The organism is Sinomonas atrocyanea (assembly GCF_030812675.1).
Classification (GTDB): domain Bacteria; phylum Actinomycetota; class Actinomycetes; order Actinomycetales; family Micrococcaceae; genus Sinomonas; species Sinomonas atrocyanea_B.
Window position 1 is genome coordinate 680294 of record NZ_JAUSTE010000001.1, and the last position, 17822, is coordinate 698115.

23 protein-coding genes are annotated in these 17822 nt (G+C 68.6%); 4 read left to right on the plus strand and 19 right to left on the minus strand.

Annotation, left to right across the window (positions count from 1 at the left end; translation table 11 throughout):
- Positions 1 to 35: 35 nt before the first annotated feature.
- The 3 genes from rpsM to infA all read right to left on the minus strand — a co-directional run bounded on the left by rpsM (position 36) and on the right by infA (position 1001).
- The gene (gene rpsM, locus J2W20_RS03155) at positions 36 to 413 is read right to left on the minus strand and encodes a 30S ribosomal protein S13 (RefSeq protein ID WP_066499470.1); all 378 of its coding nucleotides are present in this window, start codon (positions 411 to 413) and stop codon (positions 36 to 38) included.
- Positions 414 to 598: 185 nt separating this feature from the next.
- Positions 599 to 712, minus strand: coding sequence for a 50S ribosomal protein L36 (gene rpmJ, locus J2W20_RS03160; RefSeq protein ID WP_011775570.1), 114 nt, complete (start codon positions 710 to 712; stop codon positions 599 to 601).
- Positions 713 to 779: 67 nt separating this feature from the next.
- Positions 780 to 1001, minus strand: a complete 222-nt coding sequence (infA, locus tag J2W20_RS03165; RefSeq protein ID WP_011775571.1) for a translation initiation factor IF-1 — start codon at positions 999 to 1001, stop codon at positions 780 to 782.
- A gap of 492 nt (positions 1002 to 1493) precedes the next feature.
- On the opposite strand from infA, the gene J2W20_RS03170 reads away from it, so the two are divergent.
- Positions 1494 to 2339, plus strand: coding sequence for a type IV toxin-antitoxin system AbiEi family antitoxin domain-containing protein (locus tag J2W20_RS03170; protein WP_307004481.1), 846 nt, complete (start codon positions 1494 to 1496; stop codon positions 2337 to 2339).
- An 8-nt stretch (positions 2340 to 2347) separates the two neighbouring features.
- Here the strand turns inward: J2W20_RS03170 and J2W20_RS03175 are convergent, their stop codons facing one another.
- Complete coding sequence (locus J2W20_RS03175; protein ID WP_307004483.1) at positions 2348 to 3256, minus strand: SRPBCC family protein; 909 nt, start codon at positions 3254 to 3256, stop codon at positions 2348 to 2350.
- A gap of 69 nt (positions 3257 to 3325) precedes the next feature.
- Complete coding sequence (locus tag J2W20_RS03180) at positions 3326 to 4387, minus strand: P1 family peptidase (RefSeq protein ID WP_307004485.1); 1062 nt, start codon at positions 4385 to 4387, stop codon at positions 3326 to 3328.
- Positions 4388 to 4654: 267 nt separating this feature from the next.
- Between J2W20_RS03180 and J2W20_RS03185 the strand changes: the two genes are divergently transcribed.
- Genes J2W20_RS03185 through J2W20_RS03195 form a run of 3 tightly spaced genes read left to right on the plus strand, consistent with a single transcriptional unit; the run spans position 4655 to position 7891 of the window.
- Positions 4655 to 5605 (plus strand): carbohydrate ABC transporter permease, encoded by a 951-nt coding sequence (locus J2W20_RS03185; protein WP_307004486.1) that lies wholly within the window; start codon positions 4655 to 4657, stop codon positions 5603 to 5605.
- Complete coding sequence (locus J2W20_RS03190; RefSeq protein ID WP_307004488.1) at positions 5602 to 6501, plus strand: carbohydrate ABC transporter permease; 900 nt, start codon at positions 5602 to 5604, stop codon at positions 6499 to 6501. The genes J2W20_RS03185 and J2W20_RS03190 overlap by 4 nt, the downstream gene beginning before the upstream one ends.
- 43 nt (positions 6502 to 6544) lie before the next feature.
- Positions 6545 to 7891 carry an ABC transporter substrate-binding protein gene (locus J2W20_RS03195; protein ID WP_307004491.1) on the plus strand — a complete coding sequence of 449 codons (1347 nt, stop codon included), beginning with the start codon at positions 6545 to 6547 and terminating at the stop codon, positions 7889 to 7891.
- Between the two features lie 116 nt (positions 7892 to 8007).
- Here the strand turns inward: J2W20_RS03195 and J2W20_RS03200 are convergent, their stop codons facing one another.
- The 14 genes from J2W20_RS03200 to J2W20_RS03265 form a co-directional block, all read right to left on the minus strand.
- Complete coding sequence (locus tag J2W20_RS03200; RefSeq protein ID WP_307004492.1) at positions 8008 to 8931, minus strand: NADP-dependent oxidoreductase; 924 nt, start codon at positions 8929 to 8931, stop codon at positions 8008 to 8010.
- Positions 8932 to 9025: 94 nt separating this feature from the next.
- Positions 9026 to 9853, minus strand: a complete 828-nt coding sequence (gene map / locus J2W20_RS03205) for a type I methionyl aminopeptidase (protein ID WP_307004494.1) — start codon at positions 9851 to 9853, stop codon at positions 9026 to 9028.
- Positions 9854 to 9939: 86 nt separating this feature from the next.
- A complete protein-coding gene (locus J2W20_RS03210; protein ID WP_307004725.1) occupies positions 9940 to 10512 on the minus strand; it encodes an adenylate kinase in 573 nt (190 codons plus the stop codon).
- A 5-nt stretch (positions 10513 to 10517) separates the two neighbouring features.
- On the minus strand, positions 10518 to 11834 hold the full coding sequence (gene secY / locus J2W20_RS03215; protein WP_307004495.1) for a preprotein translocase subunit SecY: 1317 nt from the start codon (positions 11832 to 11834) through the stop codon (positions 10518 to 10520).
- A 357-nt stretch (positions 11835 to 12191) separates the two neighbouring features.
- Entirely contained in the window at positions 12192 to 12671 is a 480-nt protein-coding gene (gene rplO / locus J2W20_RS03220) for a 50S ribosomal protein L15 (RefSeq protein ID WP_307004498.1), read from the minus strand.
- Entirely contained in the window at positions 12671 to 12877 is a 207-nt protein-coding gene (rpmD, locus tag J2W20_RS03225; RefSeq protein ID WP_189693040.1) for a 50S ribosomal protein L30, read from the minus strand. The genes rplO and rpmD overlap by 1 nt, the downstream gene beginning before the upstream one ends.
- Positions 12878 to 12880: 3 nt before the next feature.
- The gene (rpsE, locus tag J2W20_RS03230) at positions 12881 to 13543 is read right to left on the minus strand and encodes a 30S ribosomal protein S5 (protein ID WP_307004499.1); all 663 of its coding nucleotides are present in this window, start codon (positions 13541 to 13543) and stop codon (positions 12881 to 12883) included.
- A 26-nt stretch (positions 13544 to 13569) separates the two neighbouring features.
- Complete coding sequence (gene rplR / locus J2W20_RS03235) at positions 13570 to 13953, minus strand: 50S ribosomal protein L18 (protein ID WP_066499495.1); 384 nt, start codon at positions 13951 to 13953, stop codon at positions 13570 to 13572.
- Between the two features lie 2 nt (positions 13954 to 13955).
- A complete protein-coding gene (gene rplF, locus J2W20_RS03240) occupies positions 13956 to 14492 on the minus strand; it encodes a 50S ribosomal protein L6 (protein WP_307004501.1) in 537 nt (178 codons plus the stop codon).
- Positions 14493 to 14510: 18 nt separating this feature from the next.
- Positions 14511 to 14909, minus strand: coding sequence for a 30S ribosomal protein S8 (gene rpsH, locus J2W20_RS03245; protein WP_066499502.1), 399 nt, complete (start codon positions 14907 to 14909; stop codon positions 14511 to 14513).
- A 73-nt stretch (positions 14910 to 14982) separates the two neighbouring features.
- Positions 14983 to 15561, minus strand: coding sequence for a 50S ribosomal protein L5 (gene rplE, locus J2W20_RS03250; RefSeq protein ID WP_307004503.1), 579 nt, complete (start codon positions 15559 to 15561; stop codon positions 14983 to 14985).
- Positions 15561 to 15923: a 50S ribosomal protein L24 gene (gene rplX, locus J2W20_RS03255; protein ID WP_307004505.1), complete on the minus strand. Its 363-nt coding sequence runs from the start codon at positions 15921 to 15923 to the stop codon at positions 15561 to 15563. The genes rplE and rplX overlap by 1 nt, the downstream gene beginning before the upstream one ends.
- 3 nt (positions 15924 to 15926) lie before the next feature.
- Positions 15927 to 16295 (minus strand): 50S ribosomal protein L14, encoded by a 369-nt coding sequence (gene rplN, locus J2W20_RS03260; protein ID WP_003803789.1) that lies wholly within the window; start codon positions 16293 to 16295, stop codon positions 15927 to 15929.
- 451 nt (positions 16296 to 16746) lie between these two features.
- Positions 16747 to 17778 carry a hypothetical protein gene (locus J2W20_RS03265; RefSeq protein WP_307004507.1) on the minus strand — a complete coding sequence of 344 codons (1032 nt, stop codon included), beginning with the start codon at positions 17776 to 17778 and terminating at the stop codon, positions 16747 to 16749.
- Between the last annotated feature and the right edge of the window lie 44 nt (positions 17779 to 17822).

Consider the following 17822-nt stretch of genomic DNA (forward strand, 5'->3'; position numbering starts at 1 on the left):
TAGCTTCTCCTACCTAAAGTTTTGGGTGACCGCTATCAGCGGCCGGCCTTCTTCTTGCCTGCGACGGTGCGCTTCGGGCCCTTGCGGGTACGAGCGTTGGTCTTGGTGCGCTGGCCGCGGACCGGCAGGCCCCGGCGGTGGCGCAGACCCTCGTAGCTGCCGATCTCGACCTTGCGGCGGATGTCGGCGGCCACCTCGCGGCGGAGGTCACCCTCAACCTTGTAGTTGCCCTCGATGTAGTCACGCAGCTGGACCAGCTCAGCGTCCGTCAGGTCCTTGACCCGGACATCCGCGCTGATGCCCGTGGCAGCGAGCGTTTCCTTCGCACGGGTGCGACCCACGCCGTAGATGTAAGTGAGCGCGATTTCCAGCCGCTTTTCGCGGGGAATGTCAACGCCAGCGAGACGAGCCATATCGGCGGTTCTCCTTGTGCTATCCGGAGGTCGTAGGCAGGACACCCGCTCCGTTCTCGAGCGGCCCCAGCCTCCGGGCCGGGGGTCAGCTGTCCGGGCCCATTCGTCCCAGCGCAGCTTGTGCTGCCTTCTCTAGTTATTGCGTGGGCGTTGCCCGGCCTGATCCTCTCCCTCGCGGGAGGGGATCAGCCCTGGCGCTGCTTGTGGCGCGGGTTCTCGCAGATCACCATGACCCGCCCATTGCGGCGGATCACCTTGCACTTGTCGCAGATCTGCTTGACGCTCGGCTTGACCTTCATGGCTGTGTCCTTTGCGTGTTCTGCAGGTGGTCAGCATTGACGCCCGGGTGCCCCCGGGCGCGGCTGCTTACTTGTAGCGGTAGACGATCCGGCCGCGGGTCAGGTCGTACGGGCTGAGCTCCACCACGACGCGATCCTCCGGGAGGATGCGGATGTAGTGCTGGCGCATCTTGCCAGAGATGTGAGCGAGAACGACGTGCTTGTTCGTCAGCTCAACGCGGAACATCGCGTTGGGCAGCGCTTCAGTCACGACGCCCTCGATCTCGATGACACCGTCCTTCTTGGCCATAGCCTCCGCTAACTTTCTCTGCCGCCGGGCGCAATGGGCCCCCGGCGGACGTGTATGGTTTGACGACTGGCGGGCCCGCACGCTCCAAATGGGCATGGGAGGGCCGACAGCCAACACACAACTGTACGCCACGTGGCCGCGGAAGTTAAATCCGCCCATAGTACACGCCGTGCCCACCCCGCCCCCGGACGGGTCCGCGTTTCCTGCCCTTGGTCCGGCTGTCCGCCCCCCTCCCCGCCCTTCTGCGCACTCCTCCCCACCCTCGGTAGCGCTCCTCCCCTGCTTTGGCCGTGCTGGCCGGCACCGACGGTGGGAAGGCCCGCAGAGACCGGCCTTCTCCTGCCGGATCCGCCCGGCACAAGCCCCAAAGCCGGGGACGGCTGCAGCAAAGGTGGGAAGGACTTCAGACGCTCGGGCCGGCCAGAGGGCCATTGTTTCCACATACCGCCCGAGCCCGGGCCACTTTCCTTGGCCGCCCGGCGACGATCGAGCATGGACCGAGTCGTCGATGCCCTCCGCGCCCACGAGGGAGTGGCGCGCCGCTCCGAGCTGCTCGCGGCGGGCGTGAGCCGTGGCGCCCTGGCCTCGGCGTTCCGCGACGGGAGCGTGCTCCGCCCGGCGCGGGGCATCGTCGCGCTGCACGACGCCGATCCGCTACTGGTCCGCTGCCTGGCCACCAACTCGCTGCTCACGTGCGTCTCGGCGGCGCGGCGGCAGGGGCTCTGGGTGCTCGAGGACCACAGAGAGGTCCACCTTCTGAGGCCGGACGGCAGGCTGGCCTCAGACCGGGCCGTGGTACACCGGGGTTCGTGGGCGCCTGCGAGCCCGCGGAGCCGGACCACCTCGATCCTCGACACCGCAATGCACGCGTTGCACTGCCTGCCGGAGATGGAGTCGCTGGTCATTGTCGAATCTGCCCTGCAGAAGGGGCTGTCACGCGAGCTGCTCGAGAGCCTGCTCACCGGGCCGCGCAACGGGCCGGCCCGCGCGGTCCTGGCCATGGTGGACCGCGGCGCCGACTCACTCGCGGAGACCCTGGCCCGGGAGCACCTGCGGAGGGCTGGATTCCTGGTCGAGCCGCAGGTCGCGGTGGACGGCGTGGGGTCGATGGACCACATCGTCGAGCGCTGCCTCGATCTCGAGGTCGACGGCAAGACCCACCAGCAGCCGGAGAGCCGGTACAGCGACTACCTGCGCGACGGGGCCGCCCAGGCCCGCGGCTTCGCGACACTCCGGGTGAGCTACGGCGAGGTGGTCCATCGGACGGAGCAGATGGTGGCCCGCGTCGGGGCGGTCGTCGCCGCCCGCTTGGCCCAGGGCAACCTTCCCGTCTACTGACGCGCCGCCTACAGCCCGGCCCCGGCCTCTGCCTTGGCCTTGATGCCGGCCAGCAGCTCCTCCTGGCTGCCCTCCGACATCTTGATGACCAGTGAGTCGACCGCGGCGTCCGCCCAGTTCGCGGGCACCACGTCCGAGCGCATGCTCAGGCGGGTGCCGCCGTCCTCCGGAGCGACGGCGACCACGAAGACCGGACCCAGCGCGGCCTTCGAGGTGAAGTGGTCATGCGGGACGAACTCGGTGTACTCGTGGGTGGTCCGGAGCGGGATGCCCAGGACACGCCACGACGCCTCGAAGGTTGTTCCGACGCCCTCCGGCGCGACGCGGAGGTCAGAGATCCGCACATCCGGCCCCAGCCACACGGCCGGGTCCTTGACGAGGTCGAACACGCGCTCCACCGGGGCGTGGATGCTGACGGCGCCGGACCAGGTCAGCGTGTGGGCGAGCCTCTTCTCGGGTTCGAGGACCGTCTTCTGGCCGGTCTCCACGAGGCTCTTGATGTTGGCGACGAGGCCCTCGATGTCGTCCTCGGCCCACCGGGTGAAGAGCGCCTGGAGCGGGACCCGTACAAGCGGGGTCTCGATGTCCAAGCCCTGCTCGACACTCAGCACGGTTCCGGCGCCCTGGGGCGCGAGGGAGAAGGTGAGGACCGGGCCGGCCGTGGCCTTCGAGACGATCCGCTGGTTGTGGACCACCTCCCGGTACTCGTGGGTGACGGACATGTGGACGCCGAAGATCTTCGCCGCCCATTTCGCCGACGTGCCGACTCCGTCCGGGGTGATAAGGACGTCCGTGACCTCGCTGTCGCCGGGGAACGCGAGCATCCACCGCGTCGGGTCGCTGAGGAAGGTGAAGACCGTGTCCACCGGCGCGTTGATCTCCATCGTCTTCACGAGGTTCTCGACCATCGCTTCCATCCCCTCTCCCGGCCCGGATCCCTGCTCCCAGTCAATCGGGCGGGGGCGCGGCCGGCCCAGAGGTGCACCTCACGGCACGGGGAAGCGCTCCCACGTCCCCGCCGGCGTGGTCACCGGCGTCGCCGAGCGGACCCCGTCGAGGATGGCCTCCCGGACCGCGTTGGCCGCCGCCACCTGCACCGACATGAGGCCGACGACGCGCCCCGCCTCCGAGGAGCGGTCGAACTCGACCGCCCGAGTCGACAGCCCGAAGACGGTGTCCCCGTCCACGAGCGTGTGGCTCGGGTCCAGGGCGCGGGCCAGCCCGGCGTGCGCCGCGGTGGCCAGGCGCTTGCACTCGGCCGGAGTGAGGGACGCGTTCGTCGCCACCACCACGAGGGTCGTGTTGAGCGCGTCCGGAGCGACGGATCCCCGCGCGCCACCGCCCTCTCCGGCCGCGGCCGCCTCCTGGGCTATCTCCGCCTCGCCCTCGGTGTCCCCGAGCTCGCCGGCCCCTGCGGCTCCTGGGAAGACCGGCACCCCGGCTGCGTTGACCACGGCGAGCGCACCGACCACGATCCCCTCGGGCAGGACCACCGGGGCGCCGCCGGGCGGCCCGGGCACGGCCCCGCCGGGCACCTTCACCGACGCCATCCCCACCCCGCCCTTGTACATGGCGCGGCCCACCGCCGCCCCGGTCCCGGCGCCGACGCAGCCGCGGAGCCCGCCGTCGGGCGCGTCCTCGAGGCCCACGCACGCGGCCGCCGCCTCGAAGCCCATCGCCGCGTCCGGCCGGGCGCCGAAGTCCCCGCCGCGGCCGAGGTCGAAGATCACCGCACCGGCCACGATCGGCACCACCCCGCCCACCACGGGGTGCCCCTGTCCCTGCTGCTCGAGCCACAGCTGCACGCCGCCCGCTGCGGCGAGGCCGTACGCGCTTCCGCCGCACAGGGCGATCCCGTCCACGGTCTGCACGAGGGTGGACGGGTCGAGGGCGTCGGTCTCGATCGTGCCCGGGCCGCCGCCGCGGACATCGACCCCGCCGGCACTGCCGGGAGGGAGCACGACGGCGGTCACTCCGCTCAGCCACCCGTCCTCCGAGCGCTGGGCATGGCCGACCCGGAGGCCGGGAACATCGAGAAGGGAACCCATAGGCCCCATTCAACGCTGGCCCCTGCCCCGGCTCAACAGCGCGGGCCACACTCCCGGCGCGGCCCTTGGGTGTGGTGTGTCCCACTCATTACGCTAACGCAGTGTGAACTCTTGGATACGCGGGACGGAATTCGCCCGGGGGCGGGGCGGATTCCGGCCGGAGCCGCCGCCGGCCCGTGGTCCACTACTACGCGGGGGTTTCACGCCCATACCCCAGATCTTGAAGGAATGCTTGTCAATGTCCCATCCCGCTTGCAGGATTCATCCATGAGCGAGTCGACCTTGGAGCGTCACCAGGGCGCCTCCTCCACTTCCCGGCCCGAGCGCAAGCGCTCGCGCTTCTCCGGCCGCAGCCGCCGCGATTTCTTCGTCTTCCTCGCGTTCGCGCTGCCGAACCTGATCCTCATCGCCGTGTTCACCTACCGGCCCCTGTTCGCGAACCTTCAGTACTCGTTCCTCGACTGGACCCTCGGGTCCAAGACGGCGAGGAACATCGGCTTCGAGAACTACGCGACGTTCTTCGGCAGCGACGACGCCCCGCGCGTGCTCGGCACCACCGCGATCTTCACCGTCCTCACCGTGGGCCTGTCCATGGTGCTGGGCCTCCTCGTGGCGCTCGCGCTGAACGCGAAGGTCCGCGGCACCACGTTCGCCCGCTCGGCCGTCTTCGCCCCCTACGTCCTCTCGGGCGTGGGCGTAGGCCTCGTGTGGATGTTCATCTTCGATCCCGGCTACGGCGCCCTCGCGTGGTTCCTCCGCACCTTCGGCGTCGCGAGCCCGCAGTGGTTCAACGACCCCCAGCTCGCGCTGACCATGGTGATCATCGTGTACATCTGGAAGAACCTCGGCTACTGCGCGGTCGTGTACCTCGCGGGCCTGCAGTCCCTCCCGGCCGACGTCATGGAGGCCGCCGCGATCGACGGCGCCGGGGCCACCCGCCGCTTCCTGAGCATCAGCCTGCCCCTGCTCTCCCCCACCACGTTCTTCCTGCTCATCACCACGATCCTGTCGAGCCTGCAGGCGTTCGACCTCATCCGCATCATGACCCCGCTCGGCAACGGCACGAGCACGCTCATCTACGAGGCCTACATGCAGGCGTTCGGCTCCTACAACCGGGCCGGGTACTCGGCGGCGATCTCGGTGATCCTCTTCGTGATCCTGCTCGTCATCACGGTCGTGCAGATCCGCTTCGTCGAGAGGAAGGTGCACTACGCATGACCGCCCCCGCACCCGTCACCGTCACGGAGACCGCCGGCCAGCCCGAGCGCCCGCGCCCGTTCTCGTCCCAGAACCTCATCCGGACGATCGCCGGCGGCTACGTTCCGCTGGTCATCGCCACGCTCATCGTGGCGCTGCCCCTGCTGTGGATGGTCGTGAGCTCGTTCAAGAGCCCCGGCGAGATCGTCACGACGGACCTGAAGGTCCTCCCCCAGTCCATCAACCTCGACAACTACAACACGGCCATGACCACGGTCCCGTTCGCGCGGTTCTTCCTCAACTCCACGATCGTCACGGCGGTCGGCGCGGTCGTGAAGGTGACCCTGGCGATCATGACGGCGTACGCGCTCGTGTTCGTGCGCTTCCCGTTCAAGAACATCGTGTTCATCCTCATCCTGGTGGCGCTCATGGTGCCCTCGCAGGTCTCGATCCTGCCCAACTACGTGCTCATCGCGAGCATCGGCGGGAAGAACACCCTCTGGGGCATCATCCTGCCGGGCCTCGGCACGGCGTTCGGCACCTTCCTCCTGCGCCAGCACTTCATGACCCTGCCCGCCTCGATCCTCGAGGCCGCCGAGATCGACGGCGCGGGCCACTGGAAGCGGCTCTGGAGCATCGTGGTGCCGGTCTCGGTCCCCTCGATCGCCACGGTGGCCCTCGTGACCATCGTCTCGGAGTGGAACGACTACATCTGGCCGCTCATCATCACGGACAAGCCCGAGGTCATGACGCTGCCGGTGGGCCTGACGCTCCTGCAGAACTCGGAGAGCGGCACCGGGTCGTGGGGCATCCTCATGGCCGGCGCGGTGCTCGTGATCGTGCCCGTCCTGATCGTCTTCGCCATGCTCCAGCGCTACATCGTGGCCGGCCTCACCCAGGGCTCCGTCACCGGCTAGCCAGAAGCTCCACCACTCTCAAGCACCTACGAAAGGCACAGCAATGGCACTCCGACTCGACCGTCGGCACTTCCTCGGCCTCGCCGGCGCGAGCGCGTCCGTGGCGGCCCTCGCCGCGTGCGGCGGCCCCGACACCTCCGGCAGCAGCGCGACCTCCGCGGTCGCGGACATCGACTTCAAGGACGTCAAGCCGGCGGCCTCGATCGACTTCTGGTCCAGCCACCCGGGCAAGTCCGAGGACATCGAGAAGCAGCTCGTGGCGAAGTTCGAGGCAGCGAACCCGGGCATCAAGGTCAACCTCGTCACGGCCGGGGCGAACTACGAGGAGATCGCCCAGAAGTTCCAGACCGCGCAGGCCGCCAACTCGGGCCTGCCGGGCGTCGTGCTGCTCTCGGACGTGTGGTGGTTCCGCTATTACATCAACGGCAACATCATCCCCATGGACTCCGCGATCAAGCAGCTGGACATCAAGCTCAGCGACTACCGCGACTCGCTCGTGCAGGACTACCAGTACGCGAACAAGCAGTGGGCCATGCCGTACGCCCGCTCCACCCCCCTGTTCTACTACAACAAGGACCACTTCAAGGCCGCCGGCCTGCCCGACCGCGCCCCGGCCACGTGGTCCGAGTTCGGCGACTGGGCCTCGAAGATCAAGGCGGCCTCGGGCGCCCAGTACGCGTACATGTACCCGGCGCTGGCCGACTACGCGGGCTGGACCCTGCAGAACAACCTCTGGGGCTGGGGCTCGGGCTGGTCCAAGGGCTGGGACATCACCTGCGACTCGGACGATGCCGTCGCCGCGATGCAGTGGGTGCAGGACTCGGTGTACAAGGACAAGTGGGCGGGCGTGTCCTCGAAGGACTCCTCGGCGGACTTCGGCGGAGGCATCGCGTCCGCCACCATCTCCTCGACGGGCTCCCTCGTGGGCGTGCTCAAGACGGCCAAGTTCAACGTGGGCGTCGGCTTCCTCCCCGGCGGCCCGAAGGCGACCAAGCCGGTGTGCCCCACGGGCGGCGCTGGCCTGGGCATCCCCTCCGGGATCTCCAAGGAGCAGCAGCTCGCCGCGGCCATGTTCATCAAGTTCGTGGGCCAGCCCGAGAACGCCGCGGCCTTCTCCGGGGCCACCGGCTACATGCCGGTCAACAAGTCGGCGGACATGACCGCCGTGCTGGCCAAGACGCCCCAGATCCAGACCGCGATCGACCAGCTCGCCGTGACCAAGGTCCAGGACAACGCGCGCGTGTTCCTGCCGGGCGCGGACCAGGAGATGGCCAAGGCGGTCGCGAAGATCGTCACCCAGCAGGCCGACGTGAAGTCCACCATGGGCGACCTCAAGAAGACGCTGCAGGGCATCTACGACAAGGACGTGAAGCCCAAGCTCAAGTCCTGACCCGGGCAGTCGTGGAGCGGCTCCGAAGCCTCTCCACGCCACCGGAGGACGCACGACGGCGCCGCTCGCCTTCCACGGTGAGCGGCGCCGCCGTGCGTCGGGCAGGCAGCGCTGCGTCAGGGGCGGACCACGAGCTTGCCCCGCACGTGGCCGCCCTCGAGCGTCCGGTAGGCGTCGGCAGCCTGGGCGAGCTCCACGACGTCCGCGACCTCGACCTTGAGCCTGCCGTCCGCGGCGAGCTGGGCCAGCTCGGCGAGGTCCTCCGGGTTCGGGCGGACCCAGATGTAGTGGCCGCCGTACTCGTCGCGGGCCGCGGGGTCGGTGATGGAGGCGACGGTCCCGCCCGCGCGCAGCAGCTGCGGGACGGTGTCCAGGGCGCCGTTCCCCACGAAGTCGAGGATGTGGTCGAAGCCCTCCGGGGCGAGGCCGCGCGCCGCCTCGACCAGGCTGTCGCCGTACGCGACGGGCTCGGCGCCGAGCGAGCGCAGGTACTCGTGGTTGCCCTCCGACGCGGTCCCCACCACGCGGGCGCCGGCGAGGACGGCCAGCTGGGTCGCGTAGGACCCCACGCCGCCGGCGGCCGCGTGGATGAGCACGGTCGAGCCGGCGGAGACCCCGGCCCGGCGCACGGTCTGCAGGGCGGTGAGGCCCGCGAGCGGGAGCGCGGCCGCGTCCTCGAAGCTGAGGCCCTCGGGCTTGCGCGCGGCGGTCCGCACGGGGACCTCGACGAGCTCCGCGACGGTGCCACCCGAGATGACGTCCTTGCGGGCATAGGCGAGGATCTCGTCCCCGACCTCGAACTCGGGGGTGTCGAGGCCGGCCTTGACGATCACGCCCGCCACGTCCCAGCCGGGGACCGCCGGGAAGACGGTGTCGATCACTCCCTGCAGGTAGCCCTCGCGGGCCTTGTAGTCCACGGGGTTCAGGCTCGCGGCCTTCACCTGCACGAGCACGGAGTCCGAGCCCGGGTGCGGGTCGGGGAGCTCTTGGAGCGCGAGGACGTCAGAGGATCCGAAACGGTCGTATGCGATGGCCTTCATACCCGGCGCCAACGCGGGGCTACCGGCCGGTATTCCCTCGCGCCGCGGTCCCGGAGCAGAGCCCAGCGGGGTCCTCGCCGGGGGCCAGAGGGCGTCAGGCCGGGATCGGCACCGGCGTGACGCCGAGGGGAGCGAGCTCGGAGGCCCCGCCGTCGGGGGCGGTGAGCACCCAGATGCCCGCACTGTGGCGGGCCACGGAGTGCTCCCACTGCGACGCGCGCGAGCCGTCGGTCGTGACGACCGTCCACTCGTCGTCCAGCGTCTTGGTGTCGATCGAGCCGCGCACGAGCATGGGCTCGATGGCGAGGGCCATCCCCGCCTTGATCTTCGCCCCACGGTGGCCCGTGCGGTAGTTGAGCACGTCCGGGGCCATGTGCATCGCGGAGCCGATGCCGTGGCCCACGTAGTCCTCGAGGATGCCCAGCGGGGCGCCCTCCTGGGCGGAGACGAAGTCGTCGATCGCGTCGCCGATCTCGCCCACGTAGGAGGCCCGGGCGAAGGCCGCGATGCCCGCCCACATGGCCGCCCGCGTCACCTCGGACAGGCGCACGTCCTCGGGGTCGCCCTCCCCCACGATCACCGTGCGCGCCGAGTCGGCGTTCCAGCCGCGCACAATGCAGCCGCCGTCGATTGAGAGGACGTCCCCCTCCGCCAGCCGGCGCGGTCCCGGGATCCCGTGCACCACCTCGTCGTTGACGGAGACGCAGATGTGCTTGGGATAGCCGTAGTAGCCGAGGAAGTTGTACTGGGCGCCCGCCGCGTCGACCACCTCGGCGAACGCGGCGTCGAGCTCGTCAGTCGTCATTCCGGGCGCCACGGCGGCCACGGCGGCGTCGAGCGCGCGGCTCAGCAGCACCCCGGCCTCCGCCATCACCCGCAGCTGCCCGTTGTTCTTGTACTCGATCTTCCGCTGGCTGCCCACGCTGGGCCCCTTCCTCACAAAGTGCGTGCGGCGCCGCCCGGAGGATGCCCACCGGACGGCGCCGCGCGTCGTACTGCTGAAATCGCCTACGAGGCGGACTTGACGGACTCGATCGCCGCCAGGACCCGCTCGGTGACCTCGTCGATGGCCCCGATGCCGTCGACCTTGGTCAACGTGCCGCGGTCAGCGTACTGGGACACGACGGCCTCGGTCTGCGTGTGGTAGAGCTCGAGGCGGTGACGGATCACGTCCTCGGTGTCGTCGCTGCGGCCCGTCTCCTTGGCGCGGTTCAGGAGGCGGGCGACCAGCTCGTCGTCGTCCGCGGTGAGCTGGAGCACGACGTCGAGCGACTGGCCCTTCTCCGCCAGGATGCCGTCGAGGTACTCGACCTGCGCGACGGTGCGCGGGTACCCGTCCAGGAGGAATCCGTTCGCCGCGTCGTCCTCGGTGAGGCGCTCGCGGACCATCTTGTTCGTCACCGAGTCGGGGACGAAGTCGCCGGCGTCCATGTACTTCTTCGCCTCGACGCCGAGCGGGGTCTGCTCCTTGACGTTGTAGCGGAAGATGTCGCCCGTGGAGATCGCGACGATACCGAGGCGGTCCGAGATTCGTTCCGCCTGGGTACCCTTGCCGGAACCGGGAGGGCCAATAAGGAGCATTCTCGTCATCGCAATAGTCCTTCGTAGTGTCGCTGTTGGAGCTGCGCATCGATCTGCTTGACCGTCTCCAGGCCCACGCCCACCACGATCAGGATCGAGGTGCCACCGAACGGGAAGTTCTGGTTGGCATTGACGAGCACGAGGGCGATGAGCGGGATCAGAGCCACGATGCCGAGGTACAGGGCGCCCGGCAGCGTGATGCGCGAGAGTACGTACTGCAGGTAGTCCGCAGTGGGCCGTCCGGCACGGATGCCGGGGATGAACCCGCCGTACTTCTTCATGTTGTCGGAGACCTCTTCAGGGTTGAAGGTGATCGCGACGTAGAAGTAGGTGAAGAACACGATCATCACAAAGTAGATGACCATGTAGACCGGATGGTCCCCGCGGGTGAGGTTGTTGTTGATCCACTCGACCCAGCCGGCCGGAGCCGAGCCGTCGTGCGGGGTGTTGAACTGCGCGATGAGCGCGGGGAGGTACAGCATCGACGAGGCGAAGATGACCGGGATGACGCCCGCCATGTTGACCTTGATCGGGATGTAGGTGCTCGTGCCGCCCACCGTGCGGCGGCCGATCATGCGCTTGGCGTACTGGACCGGGATCCGGCGCTGGGACTGCTCGACGAAGATGACCAGCGCCATGGTGATCAGGCCGACCACCAGGACAATGAAGAATGTGCCCGGGCCCTTCGAGGTCCAGATCGCGCCCAGCGAGGCCGGGAACTGCGCCGCGATGGACGTGAAGATCAGCAGCGACATGCCGTTGCCGATCCCCTTCTCGGTCACGAGCTCGCCGAGCCACATGATGAGGCCGGTGCCGGCGGTCAGGGTGATGACCACGAGGATCGTCGCGATGATGGACGTGTCCGGGATGATCTGCAGCTGGCAGTTCGGGAACAGCTGGCCGGAGCGCACGAGCGAGACGAGCGTGGTCGCGTTCAGCAGGCCCAGCGCGATCGTCAGGTACCGCGTGTACTGGGTGAGCTTGGTCTGGCCGGCCTGGCCCTCGTCGTAGAGCTCCTGGAACCGCGGGATGACCACGCGCAGCAGCTGCACGATGATGCTCGCCGTGATGTAGGGCATGATGCCGAGGGCGAAGATCGAGACCTGCAGCAGCGCACCGCCGCTGAACAGGTTCAGCATCTGGTAGATGCCCGTCTGCTGGCCGCTCACACCCGGAGAGAGGCAGGCCTTGACGTTCTGGTAGTTCACGCCCGGAGACGGAATGAACGCCCCGAGCCGGAAAATAGCGATGATGCCCAGCGTGAACAGCAGCTTGCGCCGCAGGTCGGGCGTCCGGAAGGCCCGGCCGATCGCAGAAAGCACGCTTCTCCTCCCCCGTGTCGAGGAATGTAGAGTCGACGCTCCGAGACACGGGTCAGTGCTCCGGAGTCTGAGGTCCAGCTCTTGATTCTAGCGGCAGCCGCCGCCGAGCCGATAATTGGCCGCGCTCCCCTGCGCCGAGCGGCACCGTCGGTGCGGTGGGCGCGCGGGGTGCGGGCGGCGTCGTGCGGGCTCCCCGCACGTGGGCCGCGCCTTAACGCGAGGGGCCCCGGCCGGCGCGCGTGTCCCCCCGCACGCTCGCCGCGCCTTAACGCGAGGGGCCCCGGCCGGCGTCGTGCGTTAATCACGACGCCGGCCGGGGCCTTGCGCTTCACGGCGTCAGCCGCGCTCCGTCACGTCTCAGAGAACGGTCGTGGAGCCGCCGGCTGCGGCGATCTTCTCCTCGGCCGAAGCCGAGAAGGCGTGCGCCGTGACATCGACCTTGACGGTGATGTCGCCGGAACCGAGGACCTTGACCGGCTCGTTCTTGCGAACGGCGCCCTTGGCCACCAGATCCTCGACCGCGATGCTGCCGCCCTCGGGGAACAGCTCCGAGATGCGGTCCAGGTTCACGACCTGGAACTCGACGCGGAACGGGTTCTTGAAGCCGCGGAGCTTCGGCAGGCGCATGTGCAGCGGAAGCTGCCCGCCCGCGAAGCCGGCCTTGACCTGGTAGCGGGCCTTCGTGCCCTTGGTGCCACGGCCGGCGGTCTTGCCCTTGGAGCCCTCACCGCGACCCACACGGGTCTTCGCGGTCTTGGCGCCGATGGCCGGACGCAGGTGGTGGACCTTGAGGGCCGTGTTCTTCTCGGAGCTCTGCTCCGTGGCCTTCTCTGCCATTACTTCGCCTCCTCAACCTTCACGAGGTGCGGAACCGTGTTGATCATGCCCACGGTCACGGCGTCGGCCTTGCGGGTGACCGTGTGGCCGATCCGCTTGAGGCCGAGCGAACGCAGCGTCTCGCGGTGGTTCTGCTTGGCGCCGATGACGCCCTTGATCTGAGTGATCTCCAACGTGGCGTCGGAGGGAGCCAGGTTCTTCGCCATGACTCATGCACCTGCCTTCGTGTTCTGGAGGTTCCGCACGAGTGCAGCCGGAGCAACCTCGTCCAGGGGCAGGCCACGGCGGGCAGCCACGGACTGCGGCTCCTCGAGGCTCTTGAGCGCCTCCACCGTCGCGTGGACGATGTTGATGGCGTTCGAGGACCCGAGGGACTTCGACAGCACGTCGTGGATGCCGACGCACTCGAGCACGGCGCGCACCGGACCACCGGCGATCACACCGGTACCCGGGGCAGCCGGACGGAGCATGACCACACCAGCGGCGGCCTCGCCCTGCACGAGGTGCGGGACGGTGGTGCCGACGCGCGGGACGCGGAAGAAGGACTTCTTGGCCTCCTCCACACCCTTGGCGATGGCCGCGGGGACCTCCTTGGCCTTGCCGTAGCCGACGCCGACCATGCCGTTGCCGTCACCCACCACCACGAGGGCGGTGAAGCTGAAGCGACGGCCGCCCTTGACGACCTTGGCGACGCGGTTGATGGTCACCACGCGCTCGATGAACTGGCTCTTCTCGGCGTCGCGGCTGTCGCGGCCGCCACGGCCACCGCGATCGCCACGACCCTGGCCGCGGCCCTCGCCACGACGACCGCCGCGGCGGTCCTCGGTGGCGGGAGCGGAGCCGGCAGCCTCGGTTGCATTCTGCTCGGTCACGTTAACCTTCTCGTTGTTCTCAGCGGTCACAGGGCCAGCCCACCTTCACGTGCGCCGTCCGCGATCGCAGCCACGCGGCCGTGGTACTTGTTGCCACCACGGTCGAACACGACGGCCTCGATGCCCGCAGCCTTCGCACGCTCGGCGATGAGCTCGCCGACGCGCTTGGCCTTGGCGGTCTTGTCACCCTCGAACGAGCGGAGGTCGGCCTCGAGCGTGGAGGCGGAGACCAGGGTGACGCCCTTGCTGTCGTCGACAACCTGGACGAACACGTGCCGCGAGGAGCGGTTCACGACCAGACGGGGACGCTCGGCAGAGCCGACGACCTTCTTGCGGAGGCGGAAGTGGCGACGGGACCGAGCCTGCTGCTTGGACTTGGCGGCGCGCTTCTTGTTGATGCCCAGAGCCATGGTTACTTACCAGCCTTTCCGACCTTGCGGCGGACAACCTCGCCGGCGTAGCGGATGCCCTTGCCCTTGTACGGGTCGGGCTTGCGCAGCTTGCGGATGTTGGCTGCCACCTCACCGACCTGCTGCTTGTCGATGCCGGAGACCGAGAACTTGGTCGGCCCCTCGACGGCGAACGTGATGCCCTCGGGGGCAGTGATGTTCACCGGGTGGGAGAAGCCGAGCGCGAACTCGAGGTCCGAGCCCTTGGCCTGCACGCGGTAGCCGGTGCCGACGATTTCGAGCTTCTTCTCGTAGCCCTTGGTCACGCCCTCGATCATGTTGAACAGGAGCGTGCGGGTCAGGCCGTGGAGCGAGCGCGAGAGGCGCTCGTCGTTCGGACGGGTCACCGAGAGGGTGGTGTCGTCGAGAGCGACCTCGATCGGGCTGGCCACAGTGTGAACCAGCTCGCCCTTGGCGCCCTTCACGGTCACGACGGGTCCGTCGATCTTGACCTCAACGCCGGACGGGACGGTGATGGGGAGACGTCCAATGCGGGACATATCTTCTTCTTCCTTCCCTTACCAGACGTATGCGAGGACTTCGCCGCCCACGCCCTTCTTGGAGGCCTGACGGTCGGTCAGGAGCCCAGAAGAGGTAGACAGGATGGCGATGCCGAGGCCGCCCAGGACGTGCGGGAGGTTCGTGGACTTCGCGTACACGCGGAGGCCCGGCTTGGAGATGCGGCGGACACCCGCGATGGAGCGCTCGCGGTTCGGACCGAACTTGAGCGTGAGGGTCAGCTTCTTGCCGACCTCGGCGTCCTCTTCCTTCCAGCCGGCGATGTAGCCCTCGGCCTTCAGGATGTCGGCCACGCGAACCTTCAGCTTCGACGACGGCATCGTGACGTCGTCGTGGTAGGCCGCGTTGGCGTTGCGCAGACGCGTAAGCATGTCTGCGACGGGATCAGTCATAGTCATTGTGGGCTCATGCCCTTCCTCGTGCCGGTTTCCGTGCCGGGCTGCGCCCGATGCGGACCTGTCACGTAGCGATTCAGTCTTCGGTCTTGAACGGGAAGCCGAGGTGCTTCAGAAGCGCACGGCCCTCGTCATCGGTCTTCGCGGTGGTGACAACCGTGATGTCCATGCCACGGAGGCGGTCGATCTTGTCCTGATCGATCTCGTGGAACATGACCTGCTCGGTGAGGCCGAACGTGTAGTTGCCGTTGCCGTCGAACTGCTTGCCCGAGAGGCCGCGGAAGTCGCGGATACGGGGCAGCGCGAGGGAGACGAGGCGGTCCACGAATTCCCACATGCGGTCGCCGCGGAGCGTCGTGAAGGCGCCGATGGGCATGCCCTCACGCAGCTTGAACTGGGCGATCGACTTGCGGGCCTTGGTGACCTGCGGCTTCTGGCCCGTGATGAGGGTCAGGTCGCGCACAGCGCCCTCGATGAGCTTGGAGTCCTTCGCGGCGTCGCCGACGCCCATGTTGACGACAACCTTGACCAGGCGCGGGACCTGGTTCACGTTCTCGTACTTGAACTCCTCGAGGAGGGCCTGCTTGATGGTCTCCGCGTACTTCGCCTTGAGGCGAGGAACGACCTTGACCGGAGTCTCGACAGTCTCAGTCATCAGATGTCCTTCCCGGTGGCCTTGGAGTAGCGGATGCGGACGGTCTTCTGCACGCCGTCCTTCTCCACGGTCTCGAGGCGGAAGCCGACCCTGGTGGGCTTCTTGGTCTCGGGGTCCACGAGGGCCACGTTCGAGATGTGGATCGGGGCCTCGACCTGCTCGATGCCGCCGGTCTTGGTACCGCGCTGGGACTGGCCCACCTTCGTGTGCTTGGTCACGCGGTTGATGCCCTCAACCAGGACGCGGTTGTCCTCGCGGAAGACCTTCAGGACCTTGCCCTGCTTCCCCTTGTCACCGCCCTTGTCCTGCTTGGTGCCGGTGATGACCTGGACGAGGTCGCCCTTCTTGATCTTTGCGGCCATGAGTCAGAGCACCTCCGGAGCCAGCGAGACGATCTTCATGAACTTCTTGTCGCGCAGCTCGCGGCCGACCGGGCCGAAGATACGGGTGCCACGGGGATCCCCGTCGTTCTTGAGGATGACTGCCGCGTTCTCATCGAACTTGATGTAGGAGCCGTCCGCGCGGCGGCGCTCCTTCTTGGTGCGGACGATGACGGCCTTGACCACGTCGCCCTTCTTAACGTTGCCGCCAGGGATCGCGTCCTTGACGGTGGCGACGATGACGTCGCCGATGCCTGCGTAGCGGCGACCCGATCCACCGAGAACGCGGATGGTGAGGATTTCCTTCGCACCCGTGTTGTCGGCGACCTTGAGCCGCGACTCCTGCTGAATCACTTCTACTCCTAACGTCTCGCTGGTTCTCGCACCTGCGGTCCTGCTGCAGGACGAGCCTTGCGGAACGGTTGATGGGGCGTCTCTCGACCCGCCTGGATGTGGCCAGAACGGGCCTGAATCGCCGTGCCGCGCGCATGTGTCCCCTTCCCGCCCGAGGGCAGCGCCGGGGCGCTCCCCTTCGGCAGAAGGGCATTATGCGGTGGCACGGTGGTTCACGAGGTTCTTGACGGCATGGCGAAGCCAGCCGTACAAGCTCAATATCGTAGCACGGCGCCGGTGTCCAGCCCGAATCCCCCGGGTGGGCGCGGGCCCGGGCCGTCCCCACAGTCCCGCAGTCCACGTTTCGCCGTGAAGTCCACCTTGCGCGGACTTCACGGCGAGAAGTGCACTTCTCGCCTTGGGCGGGGGCTGAATCGGAACTTCGAGGGCTGCGGAGCCAGCGTCGCGTGGACTACAGCGCGAAAGCCGCACTCCGGGAGGCCTGCAGCCCGGCGCTGAGGAGCATCGAGCGGAACCTAGCCGGCTGCTCAAGCTCCGCCCACGTCCAGCGCAGCACCGGATGGCCCAGCGCGAGGAGCCTGTTCTCGCGCCTCTTCTCCCTCTTGACCACCGCGACCGGGTCTTCGCCACCGGTGAGCCCGGAGTCGAAGTACTTGCCCCAGCCGTCGAACTCCCCTACCCGCTCCTTGCCGGAGGGCGTCGGGGTGGCCTGCGGCCCGGACCGCCAGGTGAAGTCCGTCCTGCCGAGGCGCCCCTGGCCGTCCGCGTACTCGCACTGCAGCACCGGCTCGGGAAAGCCGAACCGCAGCATGAGCGCCCGGCTCACCGACTCGCCGGGCGACTCGGCTCCAGCCCGCGCGAGCGACGCAATGGCCTCGCAGCGCCGCCGATGGGTGGCATACCGCAGTGCAGCGATGGCCTCGAGGACAGGCTCGCGGTCGAGCAGGGGCGCCGCAGCGTCAAGGCGCAGCACGCCGTCGGCCACCGTGAGCGCGCGGGCGAACTTGGCGTGCACCATCGTCTCGACGAGTGCCTCCGCGAGGGGCACCGCGAGGCAGCCGCGGACCTCCTGCGGTGTGACCGTCGCGTGGAAGTGGCGCCGGAGAGGCGGAGGCGCCGATCCGAGGGCGCGAACCGAGCGTTCCGCCGTCCCCCGGACCGCGAACGACGGCGGCCTGACCCCCAGGCGCGTGGTCGACGGGGTCGCGACGTCGATGGTCGGAGGCACCTTGACGACCGGGAGGCCCCTGAGGAAGAGCGCCGTCTCGCCGCAGAACACCGTGTCTGGATGGGTCCAGGCGTGGGCTGCCACGGCGAGCTGGAAGCGTTCGCCATCGGTCAGGGCCAGCCAGGCATCCGTCGGGTAGTAGCAGCCCCGGCGAACCCTCACGAGATCACCGACGGCGAAGGCCCTCCGAGGATCCGAGTCCCGGGCCAGCAGATCGAGGATGGCCGTGTCCGAGGCCTGTCCGGGTGCGCTCATGGACCCATGCTGGTTGCTGCCCTGGGCCTATCGGCGCCTGGCCC

Excerpts from the sequence above, each read along its gene's own strand:
- J2W20_RS03195 (WP_307004491.1), top strand. The coding sequence starts at position 6,545 with ATGGCACTCCGACTCGACCGTCGGCACTTCCTCGGCCTCGCCGGCGCG.
- rpmD (WP_189693040.1), bottom strand. The coding sequence starts at position 12,877 with ATGGCGAAGAACCTGGCTCCCTCCGACGCCACGTTGGAGATCACTCAG.
- rplO (WP_307004498.1), bottom strand. The coding sequence starts at position 12,671 with ATGGCAGAGAAGGCCACGGAGCAGAGCTCCGAGAAGAACACGGCCCTC.
- J2W20_RS03170 (WP_307004481.1), top strand. The coding sequence starts at position 1,494 with ATGGACCGAGTCGTCGATGCCCTCCGCGCCCACGAGGGAGTGGCGCGC.
- J2W20_RS03200 (WP_307004492.1), bottom strand. The coding sequence starts at position 8,931 with ATGAAGGCCATCGCATACGACCGTTTCGGATCCTCTGACGTCCTCGCG.
- rplX (WP_307004505.1), bottom strand. The coding sequence starts at position 15,923 with ATGGCCGCAAAGATCAAGAAGGGCGACCTCGTCCAGGTCATCACCGGC.
- infA (WP_011775571.1), bottom strand. The coding sequence starts at position 1,001 with ATGGCCAAGAAGGACGGTGTCATCGAGATCGAGGGCGTCGTGACTGAA.
- rpsH (WP_066499502.1), bottom strand. The coding sequence starts at position 14,909 with ATGACTATGACTGATCCCGTCGCAGACATGCTTACGCGTCTGCGCAAC.
- rpmJ (WP_011775570.1), bottom strand. The coding sequence starts at position 712 with ATGAAGGTCAAGCCGAGCGTCAAGCAGATCTGCGACAAGTGCAAGGTG.
- rplR (WP_066499495.1), bottom strand. The coding sequence starts at position 13,953 with ATGGCTCTGGGCATCAACAAGAAGCGCGCCGCCAAGTCCAAGCAGCAG.
- J2W20_RS03185 (WP_307004486.1), top strand. The coding sequence starts at position 4,655 with ATGAGCGAGTCGACCTTGGAGCGTCACCAGGGCGCCTCCTCCACTTCC.
- J2W20_RS03190 (WP_307004488.1), top strand. The coding sequence starts at position 5,602 with ATGACCGCCCCCGCACCCGTCACCGTCACGGAGACCGCCGGCCAGCCC.
- J2W20_RS03180 (WP_307004485.1), bottom strand. The coding sequence starts at position 4,387 with ATGGGTTCCCTTCTCGATGTTCCCGGCCTCCGGGTCGGCCATGCCCAG.
- rplE (WP_307004503.1), bottom strand. The coding sequence starts at position 15,561 with ATGACTGAGACTGTCGAGACTCCGGTCAAGGTCGTTCCTCGCCTCAAG.
- rplF (WP_307004501.1), bottom strand. The coding sequence starts at position 14,492 with ATGTCCCGCATTGGACGTCTCCCCATCACCGTCCCGTCCGGCGTTGAG.
- J2W20_RS03175 (WP_307004483.1), bottom strand. The coding sequence starts at position 3,256 with ATGGAAGCGATGGTCGAGAACCTCGTGAAGACGATGGAGATCAACGCG.
- rpsM (WP_066499470.1), bottom strand. The coding sequence starts at position 413 with ATGGCTCGTCTCGCTGGCGTTGACATTCCCCGCGAAAAGCGGCTGGAA.
- J2W20_RS03210 (WP_307004725.1), bottom strand. The coding sequence starts at position 10,512 with ATGCTCCTTATTGGCCCTCCCGGTTCCGGCAAGGGTACCCAGGCGGAA.
- J2W20_RS03265 (WP_307004507.1), bottom strand. The coding sequence starts at position 17,778 with ATGAGCGCACCCGGACAGGCCTCGGACACGGCCATCCTCGATCTGCTG.